Raw genomic sequence first — 20,124 nt, 5'->3', positions numbered from 1 at the left:
GAAATGATGCAGAAGCGGATACTGATTTTGGACGGCGCAATGGGAACGATGATTCAGCAAGCTGGTCTTACCGAGGAAGATTTTGGCGGTGAGGATATGGATGGCTGTAATGAAATACTCGTGTTGACGCGACCTGATGTCATCCGTACAATACATGAACAATATTTAGAGGCAGGCACGGACATTTTGGAAACGAATACGTTCGGAGCAACGAGCGTCGTGCTGGCTGAATACGATATACCGGAGAAGGCTCGCGAAATCAACCTGGCGGCGGCGAAAATTGCCCGTGAAGCGGCGGATAAATATTCGACGCCTGAGCATCCGCGTTATGTGGCAGGAGCGCTTGGTCCGACGACGAAGACGCTTTCTGTAACAGGCGGTGTTACTTTTGAGGAGCTTGTGGACAGCTACTACGAGCAGGTCATTGCGCTCATGGAAGCGGATGTAGATGCGCTGCTTCTGGAAACCTCCCAGGATACACTTAATGTAAAAGCGGGAAGCATCGGCATTCGCAATGCGTTTGAGACGATGGGCCGTGAGCTTCCGATCATGATTTCGGGAACGATTGAGCCTATGGGAACGACGCTTGCGGGCCAAAGCATTGAATCGTTTTATATTTCACTGGAGCATTTGAAGCCAATATCGATGGGGCTAAACTGTGCGACGGGTCCTGAGTTTATGCGTGACCATATTCGTACGCTTAGCGAAATTGCCAATTCGGCAGTAAGCTGTTATCCGAACGCGGGCTTGCCGGATGAGAACGGTAATTATCATGAGTCTCCGGAATCGCTCGCGAAAAAAATGTCTGCTTTTGCCGAGCAGGGCTGGCTGAACATTGCTGGCGGCTGCTGCGGTACGACGCCGGAACATATTCGCGCTCTTGTCGAGACGATGGCGAAATACCCGCCGCGTACCAAATATGGCGAGCATCCTGCAGCAGTATCCGGCATTGATACTGTCTATATTGAGCCTGAAAACCGCCCAATTATGATTGGGGAGCGCACGAATATTTCCGGCTCGCGGAAGTTCAAGCGCCTCATTAAAGAAGAGAAGTTTGACGAAGCTTCGGAAATTGCCAGAGCGCAAGTAAAAGGCGGAGCCCATGTCATTGACATCAACTTGCAGGATACGGACATTGATGAAGCTTACGCCGTTCATCATTTTTTACCGCAAGTCGTCAAGAAGATTAAAGTACCGCTCATGCTTGATTCAACCTACGATCATATTATTGAGCTGGGGCTTAAATATTCGCAAGGCAAAGCGATTATTAACTCCATTAACCTGGAGGATGGCGAAGCCAAGTTTGAAAAGATTCTTCCGCTTATCCATCAATATGGCGCGGCTGTCGTCATGATTTTAATTGATGAGCGCGGTCAGGCGGTTAGCCGTGAAGCGAAGCTCGAAGTAGCAGAGCGTTCCTACCGTTTGCTAGTGGATAAGTATGGCATGAACCCGGAGGATATTATTTTTGACCCGAATATGTTTCCGGTCGGCTCTGGTGACCCGCAATATATCGGCTCCGCAGTGGAGACGATTGAGGGGATTAAACTAATCAAAGAAAAATATCCGCTTGCCAAAACGATTCTTGGCCTCAGCAACATTTCATTCGGTTTGCCGGATGCGGGCCGTGAGGTGTTGAACTCGGTTTATTTGTACCATTGTACAAAAGCGGGACTTGATTATGCGATTGTGAACACTGAAAAGCTGGAGCGTTATGCTTCGATTCCTGAAGAGGAGCGCAGGCTGGCGGAGGAATTGATTTTTAATACGACGGATGAGACGTTAGCTGCTTTCGTTGCTGCCTTCCGTGAGAAGAAAGTGGTCAAGAAAGAGAAAATCTCCAATCTGACGCTGGAGGAAAGACTCGGTTCTTATGTCGTTGAAGGCACGAAGGAAGGACTGCTTCCTGACCTGGATTTGGCGCTTGCCAAATATACGGCGCTGGAGGTCATCAATGGACCGCTCATGCGGGGGATGGAAGAGGTCGGCAGACTGTTTAATAATAACGAGCTCATTGTGGCGGAGGTATTGCAAAGCGCAGAGGTCATGAAAGCTTCGGTTGCTCATTTGGAGCAGTTTATGGAGAAGGATGAATCGTCCGTAAAAGGGAAAATTATATTGGCGACGGTAAAAGGCGACGTGCATGACATCGGCAAAAACCTCGTTGAAATTATTTTGTCCAACAACGGTTACAAAATTATTAATCTCGGCATTAAAGTTCCGCCTGAGAAGCTTATAGAGGCTTACCGCAATGAGAAGGCGGATGCGATTGGCCTGTCGGGCTTGCTTGTCAAATCGGCGCAGCAGATGGTCATTACGGCTCAGGATATGCGCAGCGCAGGCATTGACGCGCCAATTCTTGTCGGTGGTGCGGCGTTGACCCGGAAATTTACGAAGACGCGGATTGGTCCGGAGTATGACGGCTTAGTGCTGTATGCGAAGGATGCAATGGACGGGCTTGATATTGCCAATAAGCTGATGGATAAAGACCACCGTAAGCGGATGGAAGATGAGATGGCGGAATATAAAGCATCGGGCGGCGAAGAAGAGGTTCAAAGCAAAGAGCTGCCTAAGCTTACCCGGATCGAGCGTTCGAAAATTTCCGTAGACGCACCTGTATACATTCCGCCTGATTTGGATCGCCACATTTTACGCGATGTTCCGCTGCCGCATATTATTCCTTATATCAATATGCAGATGCTGCTCGGTCATCATCTAGGACTGAAGGGCAACGTGGAAAACCTGCTGAAGGAAAAGAACGAGAAGGCGGTTCATCTCAAAGATACGGTTGACGGCATTTTGCATGAAGGAACGACAAACGGGATTTTGAAGGCTAACGGCATGTACCGCTTCTTCCCGGCGCAATCCTCAGGCAACGATATTATTATTTACGACGCTAACGATCAGACGAAGGAAATCAAACGTTTCACCTTCCCGCGCCAGCAGGTAGAGCCATTCCTTTGTTTGGCGGATTTCCTGAAGCCTGTAGATAGCGGCATTATGGATTATGTCGGTTTCCTCGTTGTAACGGCAGGCGAAGGCATTCGCGATTTGGCGGGGCAATGGAAGGATCAAGGCGATTACTTGCGTTCGCACGCGCTGCAATCGGTGGCGCTTGAAGTGGCGGAAGGGCTCGCTGAGCGCGTCCACCATATGATGCGGGATATTTGGGGCTACCCGGATCCGCATACGATGACGATGAAGCAGCGACACGGCGCACGTTATCAAGGGATTCGCGTATCGTTTGGCTATCCAGCCTGTCCGGATCTGGAAGATCAAGGTCCATTGTTCGAGCTGATGAAGCCGGAGGATATTGGCGTTGAGTTGACGGAGGGTTTCATGATGGAGCCGGAAGCATCGGTATCTGCAATGGTGTTTTCTCATCCGGAAGCGCAATATTTTAACGTTGAAAAGGTAGAGCGTTAGGAGCACAAATAGCATCATGAATAGCAGGGAGAGCCTCCGCAAAATCGTTTTTAGCGATTGGCGGAGGCTTTATCCTATTTTTGAACAGGAGGCGGTAGGTGCATGGAAATTTGGTTTCTTGGAACAGGTGCGGGACGGCCGTCGAAAGAACGCAATGTGACGTCGATTGCACTGCGGCTGCCAGAGCCGGATGGTGGGCTATGGATGTTCGATGCAGGCGAAGGCACCCAGCATCAAATGATGCGATCCCCGCTGAAAATGGGCAAGCTGAATGCTCTATTCATTACGCATCTGCATGGTGATCATACCTTTGGCATTCCGGGACTGCTTAGCACAAGGTCTTATTCCGGCGGTAAAGGTCCGCTCCATTTGTTTGGTCCTGTAGGCGTTGAAGAGATGGTGCGAACCGCGCTGCGGCTGAGCGGAACCCATATTGATTATGAGCTTATCATAACCGAGATCCAAGGGGATGGCGTTATTCATGAGGATGAGCGATTCGTTGTGGAAGCGTGGTCATTGGATCATCGCCTCCCCTGTTATGGCTACCGACTAATGGAGCGGGATTGTCCGGGTAAGCTTAATACAGAGCGTTTGAAAGCGCTAGGTGTTCCGTCAGGGCCGCTATATGGGAAGCTCAAGCAGGGCGAGGATGTGCAGCTGCCAGATGGCATGACGGTGCGTGCTGCTGAAGTAGCTGGCGCTCCATTAAAAGGCAGAATCATTGCAATTGCTGGCGACACCAGCCCATGTGCCAACATGGCCCGGCTTGCTGAAAATGCGGATTTGCTTGTTCACGAGGCGACGTTTGCTGCAGGGCAGGAAGAGAAAGCGCATGAATATGGGCATTCCACGACGATTGAAGCGGCGCAGGCTGCTAAGGATGCAGGTGTGCAGCAGCTTATTATGACGCATTTCAGCTCGCGTTTTATGCTTGAGGATATGCCGATGCTGAAGGAAGAGGCACAGCGTATTTTTCCGCAATCCGAAGCGGCTTATGATCTGTTCCATGCCAAAATAGCAAGGAGAAGCGAATGCTAGCCTTAGGGGACTTCCGTCCAGTCTGCTACACCCTAAGACCCACTTACGAAATCAACATATGCTGAAAATAATGCGTTGACATTCCTCCCGTATGATGGCTGTGAACAGCAGTATACTCATCGGGAGGCTGATACGTGATGGATACAGCAAGCCATTTATTGTTCGGCGCAACACTTGGAGGACTCGCGATGCTCGACCCTGCGCTGGCTGCGCAGCCAGCCGCAATGCTTGCCGTATGGACAGCAACGCTGCTCGGCAGCCATGCACCGGATTTTGATACGGTGATGAGGTTTAAAGGGCAAGCGGCCTATGTGCGCCATCATCGCGGCATTACGCACTCGCTGCCTGCACCCGTCATTTGGTCGTTGCTGGGCTTGCCGATTGCGTGGCTTTATGGCGTGCCCGAGCTTGCCTGGCAGGTTGTAGGCTGGATGTTCGTAGCAGTCTGCTTTCATGTTTTGCTGGACTTGTTCAATTCCTTTGGCGTGCAATGCGCCAGACCTGTTTCGCAGAAATGGCTGCATTTAGATACGTTATGCCTATTTGATCCCTATTTGTTTGCTTTGCATGTGTCTGGCTGTATCCTTTGGGCGTCAGGCTTAGCCGAGCCAGGCCCGATGTTTGCCATCATTTACGCTATGACGGCTCTCTATATCGGATGGAGGCTGCGAGTAAGCCGAAAGGTAAAGCGGCTGCTGCGAGAAAGCTTCGGCCTCCGTACGGGCATAACGCTCGTACCGTCACTGCTTGGGTACAGCTGGCAGTTTACGGCAGACTGCGGCGATCATTATGCTGCGGGAACGGTTGCCGGAGGTTTGGTTACGATTGAGACGACTGTCAGCAAGCTGGATGACGCGGAGCTGGCTCCGGTTGTGCGTGCGGCAATGAACGAGGAAGGCGTGAAGGCGCTGTTGTCGTTTTCCGAGAGGGTTCATGTGAATGTGCAGGAAAAGCTGGATGGTTACGAAGTGACCTGGAGCGATGTGCGTTTTTGGAATAAGCAGCAAATGCCGTTTGGGGTAGCTGTGACGCTCGATGCGGATATGAAGGTGCTGAATCACCGACTAGGCTGGAATAAAAAAACGTGGGAGCCACCCCACGTTTAGTGAAATATTTTGCGAAAAAGCACGGATAGCGCTCTTCCAAGGGCGCTATATTTTTTTGCTAACAAAGAAAGAAGAGAAGACCGACAGGATGGAAACGAGCGCAATCAACGTCAGAAAGCTGATCAACTGCACCATGCCTGGCAGGAACACCGTCACGATAATGAGAAAGCCGCCCCAGAAAAATATTTTGGCCGAAAGCTGATGTGTTTTGCGCCATATATGTTCGTTATTCTTCGTTATCGGTGTTTTGATGCCGACAAAGCGACTGGGCTTCATACGCGGCAAATAGTTCCCGATCGTAATGAACAAAATGCCGATAAACGGGATGACGACCATCAGAATATCAAGCTCGACGCCATAGCCATATGCGATGATGAAGCCTTGAATGGCAGCTAGTCCAAGCATCAGCACTTGATTGATAATATCGGTGCTTTTAATCGTGCTGGAGCTTGCAGCCAGCTTAGGGTCGATTTTCGGCAAATATTTAAACATTAGTGTAAGCAGCACCATCAAAGCAGGGATGAAAAATAAAGCAAACATTTTGCCGGCATAACGGTCTGGCTCGCCAAACGCATTCCAATGTACGGGCATAGTGGCAGGCAGAGAAGAGTAGAAGATTATCCCGGCAATAAATGATAGTGCGATAATAATCCAAGTCCAAAAATTCTTTTTCATCATTCATCGTTCCTTTCCAAGTCAGGTCATAAATCGGTTGATGTTCATTGAAACGAAGCAATCCATTTGAGCAAATCTTGAAAGACGGTCGTATTCAGCGAGTAGTATATATGCTGCCCTTTGCGCTCGTCCGATACTAGCTCAGCCTGCTTCAGCAAGCTTAAATGATGGGAAATGCTCGGCTTGGTCATGTGAAAATGGTCAGCAATTTCCCCCGCTGTCAAATCCCGTTCTTTCAACAAATCAAGTATTGTGCGTCTAGTGGGATCGGATAATGCTTTAAACGCCTGGTTAATCGACAATGAGGGATGATCTCCTTTCGATATTTAGATAATTATCTAATAATCTAATATAATCACATTGTAATGGCTGCGCCTTAAGCTGTCAATAAACCGATACCCAAAAAATAAAATTGCAGGCCGAACATGTATTCTTGTAAAATGAAAGAAACGAGGGAATTTGAAAAGTCAGGATACAAGGAGAGAAACAGTCATGAACCGCTGGACGGGAAAGACCTCGGGACTCGAGGAGTGGCTGGAGCTGCTGAAGCACGATCAGGACATAACGGACAATATCACCCACTGGCGGACCATTCCGCCTCGCGATGCTTGTACCGCAGCATTGCCAGCGGACCTGCATCCTAAGCTTGCCGAAGCGCTGCGCACAAAGGGGATTAATGAACTATATACCCATCAGGAAACGGCCTATCGGTTCGTTCGAGAAGGCCATAGCATTGTAGCGGTCACCCCGACTGCCTCTGGCAAAACCTTATGCTATAACCTTCCTGTACTTCAGTCTTTATTAGAGGATGAGGAAGGCCGGGCGCTGTATTTGTTTCCGACGAAGGCGTTGGCGCAGGATCAGGTGGCTGAGCTTCAGACGCTTGCCGATCTGATGGACGTCGACCTCAAGACGAATACATACGACGGGGATACCCCTCCGACTGTGAGGCAAGTGATCCGCAATGCTGGACATATTGTCGTGACGAATCCGGACATGCTGCATTCGGCGATTTTGCCACATCATACGAAATGGGTTAAGCTGTTTGAAAATATTAAATATATCGTGATCGATGAGCTTCACGCTTACAGAGGCGTGTTCGGAAGTCACGTTGCCAATGTTATCCGTAGGCTCAAAAGAATTTGCCGGTTTTATGGGTCTAATCCGCAATTTATTTGTGCATCAGCGACCATTGATAATCCCGCCGAGCATGCGGCAAAGCTAATAGGCGAGCCAGTGCGGCTCGTCGATAATAATGGCGCGCCAACGGGCGAAAAGCATTTTATTTTTTATAATCCGCCTGTTGTGAACAGGCAGCTCGGCATTCGCCGCAGCAGCGTGCTGGAGACGAGGAAGCTGGCAGGCTTGCTGCTGCGGCAAGGGGTGCAGACGATTGTGTTCGCCCGCAGCCGGGTGCGCGTCGAGCTGCTGCTGACCTATTTGCAGGATATCATTAAGGACAAGCTCGATGCGAAGACGATTCGCGGCTACCGAGGCGGGTATTTGCCCAAGCTGCGGCGGGAAATTGAGCGGGGCCTGCGCAGCGGCGAAATTCGCGGCGTCGTCAGCACGAATGCGCTGGAGCTCGGCATTGACATTGGCCAGCTTCAAGCTTGCGTGCTGAATGGTTACCCGGGCACAGTAGCCAGCACCTGGCAGCAATCGGGACGTGCGGGGCGCCGGCAGGGCAGCGCGGTTACTTTTTTAGTGGCAAGCAGCAATCCTTTGGATCAATATATGATTCAGAATCCTGACTTTTTCTTCAATCGGCCGCCAGAGCGCGCGCTTATTCATCCCGATAATTTGCTCGTGCTCATTGACCATGTGAAATGTGCGGCATACGAGCTTCCTTTTGAAGAGGGCGAGAAGTTTGGCGAGGAATCGCTTGCGGACATGATGGAGTTTTTAACGGAGGAAAAGGTGCTGCACCGCGCGGGCAGCCGCTGGTATTGGATGGAGCAGTCGTTTCCCGCCCACAACATTTCGCTGCGCTCCGCGGCTCAGGAAAACTTCGTCATCATTGATATGACGGAAGGCAGCCGCGTGCTGGGCGAAGTCGATCGCTTCAGCGCACCGACGCTTATTCACGAAGAAGCGATTTATATCCACGAGGGCGTGCAGTATCAGGTCGAGAAGCTGGATTATGCTGAGAAGAAAGCTTATGTGCGCAAAGTCGATGTCGATTATTACACCGATGCGAATCTCGCAGTAGAGCTGAAGGTGCTATACGTAGACAAAGAGCGCGAATCGGGCGAGCTTACGCGGCAGTACGGAGAGCTGGCGCTGAATGCCAAGGCGACGATTTTCAAAAAGATTAGGCTGCGCAGCCATGAAAATATTGGCTCTGGCCCGATTCATTTGCCAGAGGAGGAGCTGCATACGAGCGGCTATTGGTTCTCGTTCAGTGAAGAGGCTGCTGCGCGCAAAAGCAAAAATGAGATGCAATACGCACTGCTGGGCATTGCGAATGTATTGGTTCATATTGCACCGCTCTATCTGATGTGCGATCCCTATGATATTCGCGTCGTGCCGCAGGTGAAGGCTGTGCATACACAGAAGCCGACAATTTATTTTTATGACCGGTACCCAGGCGGCATTGGACTGAGCGAAAGATTGTTTGAGGTGCATGATGAGCTGATCGGTCAGGCAAAGTCGCTCATTCGCGGCTGTACTTGCTTGAGCGGATGCCCAGCCTGTGTGGGGCCCATTGAAGAGGTCGGACTGCTTGGCAAGGAGCAGGCACTTAAGCTTCTGGAGGAAGCGGAGGGAAATACATGAGCAGTTTGCGAGAGCGAATGAATCGTCTGCGCAGCAGCGCAGCTGGATCGGCAAGCAGCACAGGCGAAGCTATAGGAAGTGCAGGGCAGCAGGCTTCTAAAGTGCCTGATTTAGAAGTCTCTCTAGATACCACTCTAGAAGGCAATAAAGAAGGCGCAGACATAGAAGCGGGCGCGGAGCAGCTTCCAGAGAGCTGGCTCGCCATGGGCGTCAAGCTGCAAACGAATGAGGTAGGAACCTTTTTGCTGCGTGAAGTGAAATATCCTGCGGCCCATCAGCATGGCATTCACCGGCTCTCGGAGCTTGAGGAAGCCAGCAAAGGGCTATCTGCATTCCACGGGGAGAAAATAGGCGCAGAGCACTTGCTCATTCTGGATTTGGAGACGACCGGCCTCGGAGTTGGGACAGGCAATGTGCCGTTTATGGTGGGCATTGCCTATTGGCAAGGACAGCAGTTTATTGTAGAGCAGGCGCTAATTCGCCATCCGGCAGAGGAACGGGCGATGCTGGCCTATTTGAAGGAAAAGCTGACGGCTTATCGGTATCTGGTAACGTATAATGGACGAACGTTTGATTGGCCCGTTATGCTGAACCGATTTATATTGAATGGCTTCGGCAGTAAAGTGTGGGCACCGCTGCATTTGGATTTTCTGCATCCTGCACGCAGCGTTTGGCGCAATACGCTTGCTTCATGCAGGCTAAGCCATGTGGAGGAAGAGCGGCTTGGCATAGAGCGTGTGGATGATGTCCCTGGCTCGCTTGCCCCGCAGCTGTACTTTCAATATTTAGCTGATCAAAATCCGGAGCCGCTGGAAGGCGTATACCGCCATAATGAAATCGACATGCTTTCACTTGCGAGCTTAGCGATCCGTTTTGGGCATTTGCTAAATGGCGAAGCGGGCTGCGGCCCGCTGCCGATGCCGGAAGAGCCGGAGGAAATCGTGCGAACAGGGCTGTGGCTGGAGAAGATGGGACAGGCGGAGAAGGCGGAACGATTATTTGCGGTGGCAGAACAGCTTCCGGGTATGACGCTTAATGCTTTGCTGCTGCTCGCGGCACGTGACAAGAAGGCTGGAAATTGGCGGCGAGCTGTGTTATTGTGGCAGAAGGCTGTAATGTTGCCTCACAAATTTGGGGCAAGCGATGACAGCGCCTTTATCGAACTCGCTATGTATTACGAACATAAGCTGAAAGATTATGATTCGGCTTTATTATATGCGGACGAAGCGCTGCAGATGGCGCTTAGCCATCCGCTTCGGGGGCGTCAGACTGCCAAGCAGCGGGCGGAGCTTGCAGAGCTTCGCAAGCGGTCATTGCGCTTGCAGGGCAAGATAGGAAGGAAGCTGGGGAATCATGGGACATAATTTGCCTGAAATGCGGGGCCTGCTCATCGATCTCGATGGCACGCTTTATCATGGCACGAGAAGAATTGAAGGTGCAGATGCTTTGCTGCGCAAGCTTAAAGAGCTGAATCTTCCTTATCGATTCGTGACCAACAACTCTTCGGCCACGCCGGGAGATGTAGCTGAGCGATTGAACAGGATGGATATTCCGGCTGAGGCGCAGGATGTGTGCACATCAGCGCAGGCTGCTGCTGAATATGTGGCTTCTGTAAAGCCGGGGGCTACTGTTTTTGTTATTGGAGAGGCTGGGTTGCGCGCAGCTATTGAAGAGGCAGGCTTGCGGCTAACGGAAGAACAGCCGGATTTTGTTATTCAAGGCATCGACCGAGAGCTTAGCTATTCGAGGCTTTCGCTTGCGGTTCGCTATATTCATGGCGGAGCTCCGTTTATTTTAACGAACCCGGATTTGCTGCTTCCTTCGGAAGGCGGTTTAATGCCGGGGGCTGGTTCAATTGGAGCGATGCTGCAAGCAGCAGGGGGCAAGGAGCCGATTGTCATTGGCAAGCCTTCATCGATTTTGATGGATTATTCCTTAAAGCAGCTCGGCCTTCCGGCTTCGGACACCTGGGTAATCGGTGACAATCTGGCTACGGATATAGCAGCTGGCCGCGCTTCAGGCTGTGGGACGCTGCTCGTGTTGACAGGCCTTACAACGGAGCAAAATTATAAGCACTATTCGGAACGCGCAGGCTGCGAACCGGATAAAATATGTAGAAATTTAGATGAGCTGATCTCTTATATTACGGAAACTGCAAACAGCTGACATAGGGATAGCGTACAGACAGGAAGGAAGCGAACAGTAATGCCGGAATTGCCGGAAATCGAAAATTATCGCGTATTATTAACAGAACGGCTCGCAGGAGACCGAATTATAGGAGCGCAGGTGCTGCAAGAGAAGTTTCTAAATGTTTCCGCTGAGCAGTTTGACGAAGCGCTAATGAATAGAACGATCTGGTTTGTGGAGCGTCGTGGCAAGCATTTGCTTCTGCATTTAGACAACGGCAAACGTTTGCTTGCGCAGCTTCATGCTGGTGAGTCCCTGTTTTATGGGCAAGGTGAGGAACGCCCGCAGAGCGAGGCGCAGATCATCATTCATTTGGAAAAGGGCAGCCTTTATGTTGCTGGAATGCGTCAGGGCTTTGTTCATCTTTTATCGGTTAAAGAAACGCAGCAGGCGCTGGCAGAGCTGGGGCCTGATCCTTTAGATAAAAGGCTGACGCTTGAAAAGTTTGTTCAGCTGTTCCGTAAAAAACGCGGTGCTTTAAAGGCCGCATTGGCTGATCAGCAAGTAATTAGCGGAATCGGTTCCTTTTATGCCGATGAAATTGCATTTGCTGCCGCTGTGCGTCCGGATATCAAAATTCCGCTAATTCAAGAAGACGCATGGCAGCGTCTATATGAGGCGATGCATGTGGTGCTGAAGGATGCGGCGGCTAAGGGAGGCAGCATGGAGCAGCCCCTTACGATGGACGACAAGCTGACAGGCGGCTACTATCTACAGCGCCGTGTCTACGAGCGTGCAGGGGAAGCATGCGGTACTTGCGGCACCCCAATTGAGGTAGTTGGCACAGCTGCGCGCAAGGCGTTTGTCTGTCCTTCCTGCCAGCCGGAGCAAGTGGAAAGCTAAAAGTCGCGAACGGGGGAATCGTTCATGATACATCTTTTTTTAGACGATTACAGGCATTGCCCAAAGGGATTTGTACTGGCTTTGACAGCTGAGCAATGCAAACAAATGATTGATACGGAAGACATTGATATTTTATCGCTTGATTATGATTTGGGCTGGAATCAGGATACGGGTGCGGAGGTTGTTCGCCATATCGTGAGCACAGGACGTTATCCTAACCAGGTTTTCCTGCACACTTCCAGCGCAGCAGGACGGGTACAAATGTATCAAATGCTGTACGCCAATGCACCGAAGGAAACGAAAGTGCATAATGGGCCGATGCCGTTCTCGCTGCTGGAGGAAATTGCTTCATTGTAAAGGTTTGTGTGATGTTAGGGAGGTGGCGTTATGAGCCGGTGGATTGGTACGGCTAATCAAGGATATGCTGCCTATGCGGTTGAAGAGCTGAGGCGTTTATTAGGCCAGCTGAAAGTGACGCAGCTTGCAGCTGGAGAAGTATTTATGTTTGAAAGTCCGCTTTCAAGGGAAGAAACCTTGGAAGCGGTTCAGCGGCAGCTGCCAATTTTTTTAAGGCATTTGCAGCCGGTTGACCGCGTCATTGAGGCAAGCGGCAATGCGGATGATTTGGAGGAGCTGTCCAGAGGGGTGCGGAATGCACAGCTTTCTTTTGTGGACAAGCAGGTATCTATTCATCTGCGCAAGGCGAAGGTGACCGTCTATCCGTATTCTGCGGCAGATACGAAAGCGGTGCTGGATGCGGTGCTCGAAGAAATCGGAGCCGAATCAGCGAGGCAATCGCCGGATATGATTATTGCGATTTATGCCGCTGCAAGTCAGCTTTATGTCGGCTGCGGCACACCTGTGGAGATGTTGTCCGATTGGCCGGGCGGCGCTGTGCGTTTTCAACGGGAGGAAGGGCAAATTTCCCGTGCGAAGTTCAAGCTGCTGGAGGCGGAACGGGAGTTTGGTCTGCACTATGAAACATTCCAGCAGGCGCTGGACATTGGTGCGGCACCGGGAGGCTGGACGTCACTACTGCTGGAACGAGGTCTGCGAGTGACGGCCGTCGACCCTGGCGAGCTGCATCCTTCGTTAAATGGCCATCCTGCTTTAACCTACCATAAACGTAATGCGTCTGATGTTAAGCTGCCCGCAGAAGCTTATGATTTGCTCGTCTGCGATATGAGCTGGAGCCCGATGCAAATGAGCAGGCTCGTGCTTGACCTGCAGCAGTCCTTGGCACGTGAAGCTACAGCGATTATTACAATTAAGCTTATGCACCGCAAGCCGCTGCAAACGATTCGAGATGTGTCAGAGCGGCTCAGCTCCGCTTTTACGATTGAGCGGGCCAAGCAGTTGTTCCATAATCGCGACGAAATTACATTGTATTTAAAGTATCGCAAGGCTTAGTTATAGAAGCAATTCGTGATGAGCGCTCCAACCGGGGCGCTTATTGTCGATAAGGGGGCAGTTCCTTTGCGTAATATGAGAGCGCTTTATGCGAATTTGCGTATTAAACATAAGCTGTTCCTTCTCCTCTCCGCCGTCCTATTAACCGTTGCGGTGCTTGGCGGTGTTCTTCAGCAATATGCCTTCGACATCTATGACCAAAAAATCTATGAGCAATCTGCAAAAGCGTTAAGTCTCTCTGCCGTAAGCATTGAGAATGAGCTTCGAAAAATCGAGCAGTTGTCCTATACGATTGCAACAGACACCAAAGTACAGGAATATTTGCGGACTATTAAGAGCGGTGGAACGGAATACGATAACTATGTGCTTCAAATGAATATTCAGGACCGCGTCGTTAATTTGGGCGGCCTGGATAAATATATTCATTCCGTTCAGTTATATGATGTGAACGATAAGGCTTATGCAACTGGCGTGCGCACGATAAATTTATCCAGTCCCAGACTGGAGCGGCTTAAGCTGGAAACGAAGCGAAATGAAGGGGGCAACACGTGGGTAGCGCCTGGCGAAGGCGACAGCTCGCTATCGGCAGCCCGTGAAATTCGCAGCTATAAAAATTTGGATATGGATTATTTAGGCACCATTGTCGTGCGGGTAGATGCGGTCAAGCTATTCCATGATTTGTCGTCCGGCCTTGACAGCAGCGGAGCTAATATGATGATTGCCAGAGGTACAGAATTAATTTATCCAGATAAGGCTATTTTTTCTGTCGAAGAGCTTTCAAGTTTGACAGATGGGTCAAGTGGATACCGTATTATGGAACGGGAAGGCAATTCTTTTTTTGTCACCTACGTCGCTTCCAGTCGCATGAATTGGTATTATTATACAATCATCTCGTTTGATGATATTTTTCGCAATTTAGTTTGGGTCAAAAATTTCGTTATTGCCGCTTTTGGCCTGCTGTTTATTATTTCGGGCATATTTGCGCTGCGCGTCGCTAATGGGATTACCAAACCGATTGAACGGCTTAATGCCAATATGAAGCGCATTCAATTAGGGTATTTCGATTATGTAGAGGATCCGGCGGAGCGGGCGCTTGCGATGGATGAGGTAGGCCAAATGCAGCGAAACTTCCGCATTATGGTTGAGCGTATCAATGAGCTGATTCATGAAAACTATGTCAAGCAGCTTGCGATTAAGGATACGCAGTTCAAGGCGCTCCAGGCGAACATTAATCCGCATTTTTTGTACAATACACTTGATTCGATTAACTGGAGCGCCAAAATGAGCAATCAGCTGCAAATTTCGCAAATGGTGGAAGCGCTCGGCTCCTTGCTTCGAACATCGATCAACTTGAAGGAGTCGATTATTCCGCTGCGTAAGGAACTGGAAATCGTCAGTCATTACATTACGATTCAAACGTTCCGCTTTGAGGAGCGCCTCGACTTCAAGCTTAATGTTCCAGAGGAGCTGCTCAGTTGTGGTTTGCCAAAGCTGGCGCTGCAGCCGCTGATAGAAAATGCCATCCATTATGGATTGGAAGAAATGATTGACAGCTGTACCATTAGTATTCAGGCTTATACAGAGGAAGGGTACCTGTATATCGTTGTACGGGATAATGGTCCGGGAATGGAGCAGGCTTATGCGGATAAGCTGTTAAGCGGCGAAGTGCAGACGAAAGGAACAGGGCTTGGACTGCGGAATATTGAGGAGCGCATTAAGCTGCTGTATGGCGAGGAATATGGCCTTCATGTGAGCAGCCAGCCGAATGAAGGGGCAGCGGTCAGCCTGAAGCTGCCCTATGAAAGGAAGGATTAGTTTGTTTAAAGTGCTGTTGGTAGACGATGAACGTATTATTTTGGAAGGAATTTCACAAATTGTTCCATGGACAAGCTCTGGCGCAGAGTTGATAGGCACTGCCCGAAATGGTTTGGAAGCATTGACTTTTATTGAAGAACAACAGCCTGACATTATTATTTCTGATATCAAGATGCCAGGCATGGATGGGCTTCAGCTCGTAGAGCGGGTAAAAGAGCTGTACCCGCAAATGGCATTCATTTTGCTTTCTGGGTTTAGTGAATTTGATTACGCGCGCACCGCGATGGCTTATGGGGTCAAACATTATTTGCTTAAGCCTTGTAATGAGACGAAGATTACGGAGGCGCTAATCGAGGTTATCGAAGATCTCCAGACACAGCGCAAGCAGCATCAATTCGTTCAAACCATTCAAAGTGAGCTGACCAAGGTGCTGCCCCATGCGAAAGCGCAATTTCTTAAAGAGCTCGTTACGAATAAAACGTATGGCAAGCGCGATTGGGATACGTATCGCCGGATGTTTCATATTACGCATGACACGTTGCCAATCAGGCTCATCTTGATGCAGGTGGAAGGGATGTTTGAATATGAGCATATTTTTGCCCTGACGAACATTGCCGAAGAAAAGCTTGGTGAGGAAATAGTACTGCTCAGTACAACGATCGGTCGGCACGTCCTGCTGCTTATTCAGGAAACGGAGCAGGAGGAGCAGCTGTTCTCCCGATTGTCAGGCATGAAGTGTACCTTCACAGATTTTTATAAGCTTGAAACGACGATTGCCGTCAGCAGCGCTGGGGAAATTACGGATGCACGCAAAATGTACCGCGAGACGCTTGAATGTCTGAACTTCCGATTTCATGTTGGAGAGGGCGCGATTATTACGCCTCAGGATCTTTCTACCGCAGCAGCAGTGCTGCCTTCGAGCTTTGATTATGACGAGGAGCAGCTTTGCATGGAGCTGAAGGCGGGGAACTGGGAAGCCGCGAGCGAGGAACTGGCCCGTTTTTTTCAATTGCTTGCCGATCAGCGCATGGATACGGTGCTGACAAAATCATATGTCATTCCGCTCTTTGTTTCCATCTCTCGGCAAAGTGCACCGGATCGGTTAAACGATTATTTGCAAATGCTGGCACGGCTTGATGAGCTGGAGACGCTGAAGGCTATTGAAGCTTTCGTCAGACAAGCAGCTAAAGACATTTGCGAGGCGAATTTTGATTCATTTGCCAGCAAGCAATCGACGGTTATAAAAAAAATGATTGAAGTTATCGCATCCAATCTCGCTGATCCGGCTTTGTCGCTCAACTGGGTAGCGAATGAAACTTTATATATGAATGCGGATTATTTAGGCAAGCTGTTTAAGAAAGAAACGGGCGAGCGCTTCTCAGCCTACGTCATGAAGCTGCGTGTGGAGAAGGCAATGGAGGAAATTGTACGGACGGAGGACGTTAAAGTTTTCGAGCTTGCGGAGCGTTTTGGCTTCGGAGACAACCCGCAATATTTCAGCCAAGTTTTTAAAAAACATACAGGCTATACGCCATCCGACTACAAGAGATCACTATAAACGTATAGTGATCTCTGTTTTTTTAACAAAAAAAGCGGTTTTCTTTATTAAGAAAACGCATACAAAACGCTATAATTTGATTTGTAAGCAACATAAATAATCACTAAGAAGAAATAAGGGGGAATACGAATTGAAGAAGCAAGCTAAAAAAGTTGTTCTCGCCCTCATGGCGTCCGCACTCATGCTGGCTACCGCTTGTGGCAGCAACGCAGGAACGAATTCGGAAACAGGCACTAATGCAGGAACGAACAGCGGTGGCGGCGACAAGCCGATAACGCTTCGCATGGCATGGTGGGGTTCTGAAGCGCGCCACGAATACACGAAAAAAGTCATTGACCTCTACAAAACGAAAAATCCAAATGTAACGATTGAAGTTGAATATGCAAACTATGATGATTATTGGAAAAAAATCGCTCCGCAAGCAGCAGCTAATGAGCTTCCGGACATTATGCAAATTGATACTGGCTATTATGCACAGTATGCCGGTAAAGGCCAACTGGCAGACCTGACACCGTACTTCGGCAAAGAAATTGATGTAACCAACATTTCTGAAAACGCTTTGAACGGTGGTAAATTGGGCGATGGCGTGTACGGGATGAACCTTGGTGTCAACTCTCTTGGCTTCCAATACGACCCAGCAACGCTTGCTAAAGCAGGCATAGACAGCATTCCGGAAAATTGGTCGTGGGATGATTATCTGTCCATGGCAGCAAAAGCGAAAGAGAACGGCATATACATCGACGGCGGCATGCGCGCAGAAGTTTTCTTCGGCTACTACCTCCGTACAGTGGGCAAGAAGCTTTACAATGAAGCTGGCAATGGACTTGGCTATGAGGACGACCAATTGTTTGTAGACTTCTTTGGCAAACTGGCTGATCTCGTGAAATCCGGCGCAGCTCCAACTCCAGATACACTCGCCCAAATTAAGGGCGTTGAAGACGATATGACGGTAAAAGGCACGCAAGTCGGCGTGTGGCAGTGGTCCAACCAGTTTGTTGCCCTGCAACAAGCGGTTAACCGTCCGATGAAAATTGCTCCAATGTTGAATCCAGGCGCTAAAGAAGGCTTGTACTTGAAGCCAAGCATGTTCTTCTCGATTTCGAAAAACTCGAAAGCGAAGGAAGAAGCAGCGAAATTTATCAACTTCTTCGTTAACGATGCAGATGCAAATAAGCTGATTCTCGGCGAGCGTGGCGTTCCAGTATCCAGCGTTATTAAAGAAGAGCTTAAACCGCTATTGTCCCCAGAGCAAGTTCAAGTATTTGATTATGTAGCTTGGTCGGAAGAAAACAGCTCCCCAATGGATCCAGTTGATCCTATCGGCGCTATCGAAGTATTTGCATCGCTGAAAAGCTTGACGGAGCAACTGAACTACGGACAAATTTCGGCGGAAGATGCTGCTAAGAAATTTAGAAGTGAAGCAGAAAACGTATTGAAGAAAAATAAATAAAAGTTGGAAAAGCGGGCGATGGTGCTTATAAGATGCCCATCGCCCTTCCCTTAAACCGACTTAATAGACTTCACTAGGAGCAGGAGCTGGTAACGATGAAATCATTGTCCTTCCGCAACAATCTTGTTGGATACACGTTTATATCACCGTTTGTCATTGGCTTTCTAATTTTCACCCTCATACCTGCAGCTGCGTCCCTTTATTTCTCCTTTACGGATTATGATTTGCTGTCATCGCCCAGCTGGATAGGGCTTGAAAATTATACATCCATGTTCACCTCAGATGACCGTTATTTGCAATCGCTTAAGGTTACGATGCTTTACGTGTTTCTGGGTGTTCCACTGCGGCTGATTTTCGCTTTATTCGTCGCTATGATCTTGAATACAACCTCGAAAGCTGTCGGGTTATATAGAACGGTGTATTACTTGCCTTCCATTATTGGAGGAAGCGTCGCAGTATCGATTATGTGGCGGAACCTGTTTGGCGATCAAGGGATTATCAATGTGATGCTTAACTCGTTAGGCGTAGACAGCGTACGCTGGTTCGGTGATCCCAATGCCGCATTGTTCATGCTCGTCACATTGTCGGTATGGCAGTTTGGTTCCTCGATGTTGATTTTCCTGGCGGGACTGAAAAATATCCCGAATGAATTGTATGAAGCATCCGGTGTTGACGGTGCGGGCTTCTTTACTAAGTTTTTTCGCATCACCTTGCCCATGCTGACTCCGATTATTTTGTTCAATCTGATTATGCAATTAATTAGCGCCTTTATGACCTTCGTTCCGGCCTACATTATTTCCAAAGGTGAGGGCGGTCCGCTAGATGGCACGCTGCTGTACTCCTTGTATCTGTTCCGTCAAGCCTTCGTATTCTTCGATATGGGTTATGCTTCTGCAATGGCATGGGTCATGCTCATCATCGTTGGTGTGTTGACAGCAGTCGTATTTGCAACATCCAAGCTATGGGTTCACTATGAATCGGAAGGAGGCCGTTAAACATGATATTGAAAAAATTTAAGTGGCCGATTTATCATATTTTCGTTGGCCTGCTGGCGATCGTTATGGTGTATCCCGTTATTTGGCTGCTCATGAGCTCTTTTAAGCCAAGTAATCTTATTTTCACAACTTCCAGCTCGCTCATTCCTGATCCATGGATTTGGAGCAACTACGTTACAGGCTGGGTTGGCTCCTCTGGACAATCATTTATGGGTTTTATTACAAACTCGCTGAAAATCGTTATTTTCTCGACGATCGGTGCCGTATTGTCCTCAGCTTTTATCGCCTTCGGTTTTGCTCGCCTGCAGTTTAAGGGCAGAGCGATCTGGTTCGCGGTGATGATGGTTACGCTGATGCTGCCGCATGACGTTGTACTCGTTCCGCAATACATTATGTTTTCCAAGCTGGGCTGGATCGGTACGATTTCACCGATTGTTGTACCTCAATACTTCGGTGTTCCGTTCTTCATCTTCCTGATGGTTCAATTTATTCGGACCATCCCAAGAGAGATGGATGAAGCGGCTACGATTGACGGAGTTGGGAAGTTCGGATTGTTTTTACGCATAATCCTGCCGCTTATTATTCCGGCGCTGGCAACGGCTTCGATTTTCTCCTTCTACTGGCGTTGGGAAGATTTGATGGGGCCATTGCTTTATCTGAATAAACCAAGCTCTTATACCGTATCGCTCGGTTTGAAAATGTTCCTCGATAGTGAAAGTGTATCCAACTGGGGTGCCATGTTCGCCATGTCGATCGTAAGCTTGATTCCGGTTTTAGGCGTGTTCTTCTTGTTCCAGCGCTATATTGTTGAAGGAATAAGCACAAGCGGGTTGAAATAGTGAC

The 20,124-nt window shown here is 49.3% G+C and carries 16 protein-coding genes; 14 read left to right on the top strand and 2 right to left on the bottom strand.

Annotation, left to right across the window (positions count from 1 at the left end; genetic code table 11):
* Positions 1–3: 3 nt before the first annotated feature.
* From metH to ABEW34_RS20115, 3 genes are all read left to right on the top strand, one after another.
* Entirely contained in the window at positions 4–3,426 is a 3,423-nt protein-coding gene (metH, locus tag ABEW34_RS20125) for a methionine synthase (RefSeq protein ID WP_430161216.1), read from the top strand.
* Between the two features lie 102 nt (positions 3,427–3,528).
* Positions 3,529–4,464 (top strand): ribonuclease Z, encoded by a 936-nt coding sequence (rnz, locus tag ABEW34_RS20120; protein ID WP_430161142.1) that lies wholly within the window; start codon positions 3,529–3,531, stop codon positions 4,462–4,464.
* Between the two features lie 137 nt (positions 4,465–4,601).
* Positions 4,602–5,570 (top strand): metal-dependent hydrolase, encoded by a 969-nt coding sequence (locus tag ABEW34_RS20115; RefSeq protein ID WP_430161215.1) that lies wholly within the window; start codon positions 4,602–4,604, stop codon positions 5,568–5,570.
* 45 nt (positions 5,571–5,615) lie between these two features.
* On the opposite strand, the gene ABEW34_RS20110 is transcribed toward ABEW34_RS20115, so the two are convergent.
* On the bottom strand, positions 5,616–6,245 hold the full coding sequence (locus tag ABEW34_RS20110; RefSeq protein ID WP_430161141.1) for an SdpI family protein: 630 nt from the start codon (positions 6,243–6,245) through the stop codon (positions 5,616–5,618).
* Between the two features lie 44 nt (positions 6,246–6,289).
* Positions 6,290–6,541, bottom strand: a complete 252-nt coding sequence (locus ABEW34_RS20105; protein WP_430161214.1) for an autorepressor SdpR family transcription factor — start codon at positions 6,539–6,541, stop codon at positions 6,290–6,292.
* A 196-nt stretch (positions 6,542–6,737) separates the two neighbouring features.
* On the opposite strand from ABEW34_RS20105, the gene ABEW34_RS20100 reads away from it, so the two are divergent.
* From ABEW34_RS20100 to ABEW34_RS20050, 11 genes are all read left to right on the top strand, one after another.
* Positions 6,738–9,023: a DEAD/DEAH box helicase gene (locus ABEW34_RS20100; RefSeq protein ID WP_430161140.1), complete on the top strand. Its 2,286-nt coding sequence runs from the start codon at positions 6,738–6,740 to the stop codon at positions 9,021–9,023.
* Entirely contained in the window at positions 9,020–10,387 is a 1,368-nt protein-coding gene (locus ABEW34_RS20095; protein WP_430161139.1) for a ribonuclease H-like domain-containing protein, read from the top strand. The genes ABEW34_RS20100 and ABEW34_RS20095 overlap by 4 nt, the downstream gene beginning before the upstream one ends.
* Positions 10,377–11,189 (top strand): TIGR01457 family HAD-type hydrolase, encoded by an 813-nt coding sequence (locus ABEW34_RS20090; RefSeq protein ID WP_430161138.1) that lies wholly within the window; start codon positions 10,377–10,379, stop codon positions 11,187–11,189. Before ABEW34_RS20095 ends, ABEW34_RS20090 begins: the two co-directional genes overlap by 11 nt.
* 39 nt (positions 11,190–11,228) lie before the next feature.
* Positions 11,229–12,053, top strand: a complete 825-nt coding sequence (locus tag ABEW34_RS20085; protein WP_430161137.1) for an Fpg/Nei family DNA glycosylase — start codon at positions 11,229–11,231, stop codon at positions 12,051–12,053.
* A 24-nt stretch (positions 12,054–12,077) separates the two neighbouring features.
* Positions 12,078–12,410, top strand: a complete 333-nt coding sequence (locus ABEW34_RS20080) for a cyclic-phosphate processing receiver domain-containing protein (protein WP_430161136.1) — start codon at positions 12,078–12,080, stop codon at positions 12,408–12,410.
* Between the two features lie 30 nt (positions 12,411–12,440).
* Positions 12,441–13,463: an SAM-dependent methyltransferase gene (locus ABEW34_RS20075; protein WP_430161135.1), complete on the top strand. Its 1,023-nt coding sequence runs from the start codon at positions 12,441–12,443 to the stop codon at positions 13,461–13,463.
* A 75-nt stretch (positions 13,464–13,538) separates the two neighbouring features.
* A complete protein-coding gene (locus tag ABEW34_RS20070; RefSeq protein WP_430161213.1) occupies positions 13,539–15,278 on the top strand; it encodes a cache domain-containing sensor histidine kinase in 1,740 nt (579 codons plus the stop codon).
* A gap of 10 nt (positions 15,279–15,288) precedes the next feature.
* Positions 15,289–16,836: a response regulator gene (locus tag ABEW34_RS20065; RefSeq protein ID WP_430161212.1), complete on the top strand. Its 1,548-nt coding sequence runs from the start codon at positions 15,289–15,291 to the stop codon at positions 16,834–16,836.
* Positions 16,837–17,002: 166 nt separating this feature from the next.
* Positions 17,003–18,286, top strand: coding sequence for an ABC transporter substrate-binding protein (locus tag ABEW34_RS20060; RefSeq protein WP_430161211.1), 1,284 nt, complete (start codon positions 17,003–17,005; stop codon positions 18,284–18,286).
* Between the two features lie 95 nt (positions 18,287–18,381).
* Positions 18,382–19,281, top strand: coding sequence for a carbohydrate ABC transporter permease (locus ABEW34_RS20055; protein ID WP_430161134.1), 900 nt, complete (start codon positions 18,382–18,384; stop codon positions 19,279–19,281).
* Positions 19,282–19,283: 2 nt separating this feature from the next.
* Positions 19,284–20,120: a carbohydrate ABC transporter permease gene (locus ABEW34_RS20050; RefSeq protein WP_430161132.1), complete on the top strand. Its 837-nt coding sequence runs from the start codon at positions 19,284–19,286 to the stop codon at positions 20,118–20,120.
* Positions 20,121–20,124: the final 4 nt, after the last annotated feature.

The sequence above is a fragment of the Paenibacillus algorifonticola genome (genome assembly GCF_050481745.1).
GTDB lineage: Bacteria > Bacillota > Bacilli > Paenibacillales > Paenibacillaceae > Pristimantibacillus > Pristimantibacillus algorifonticola_A.
This window is presented reverse-complemented; position numbering and strand designations above follow the sequence as displayed.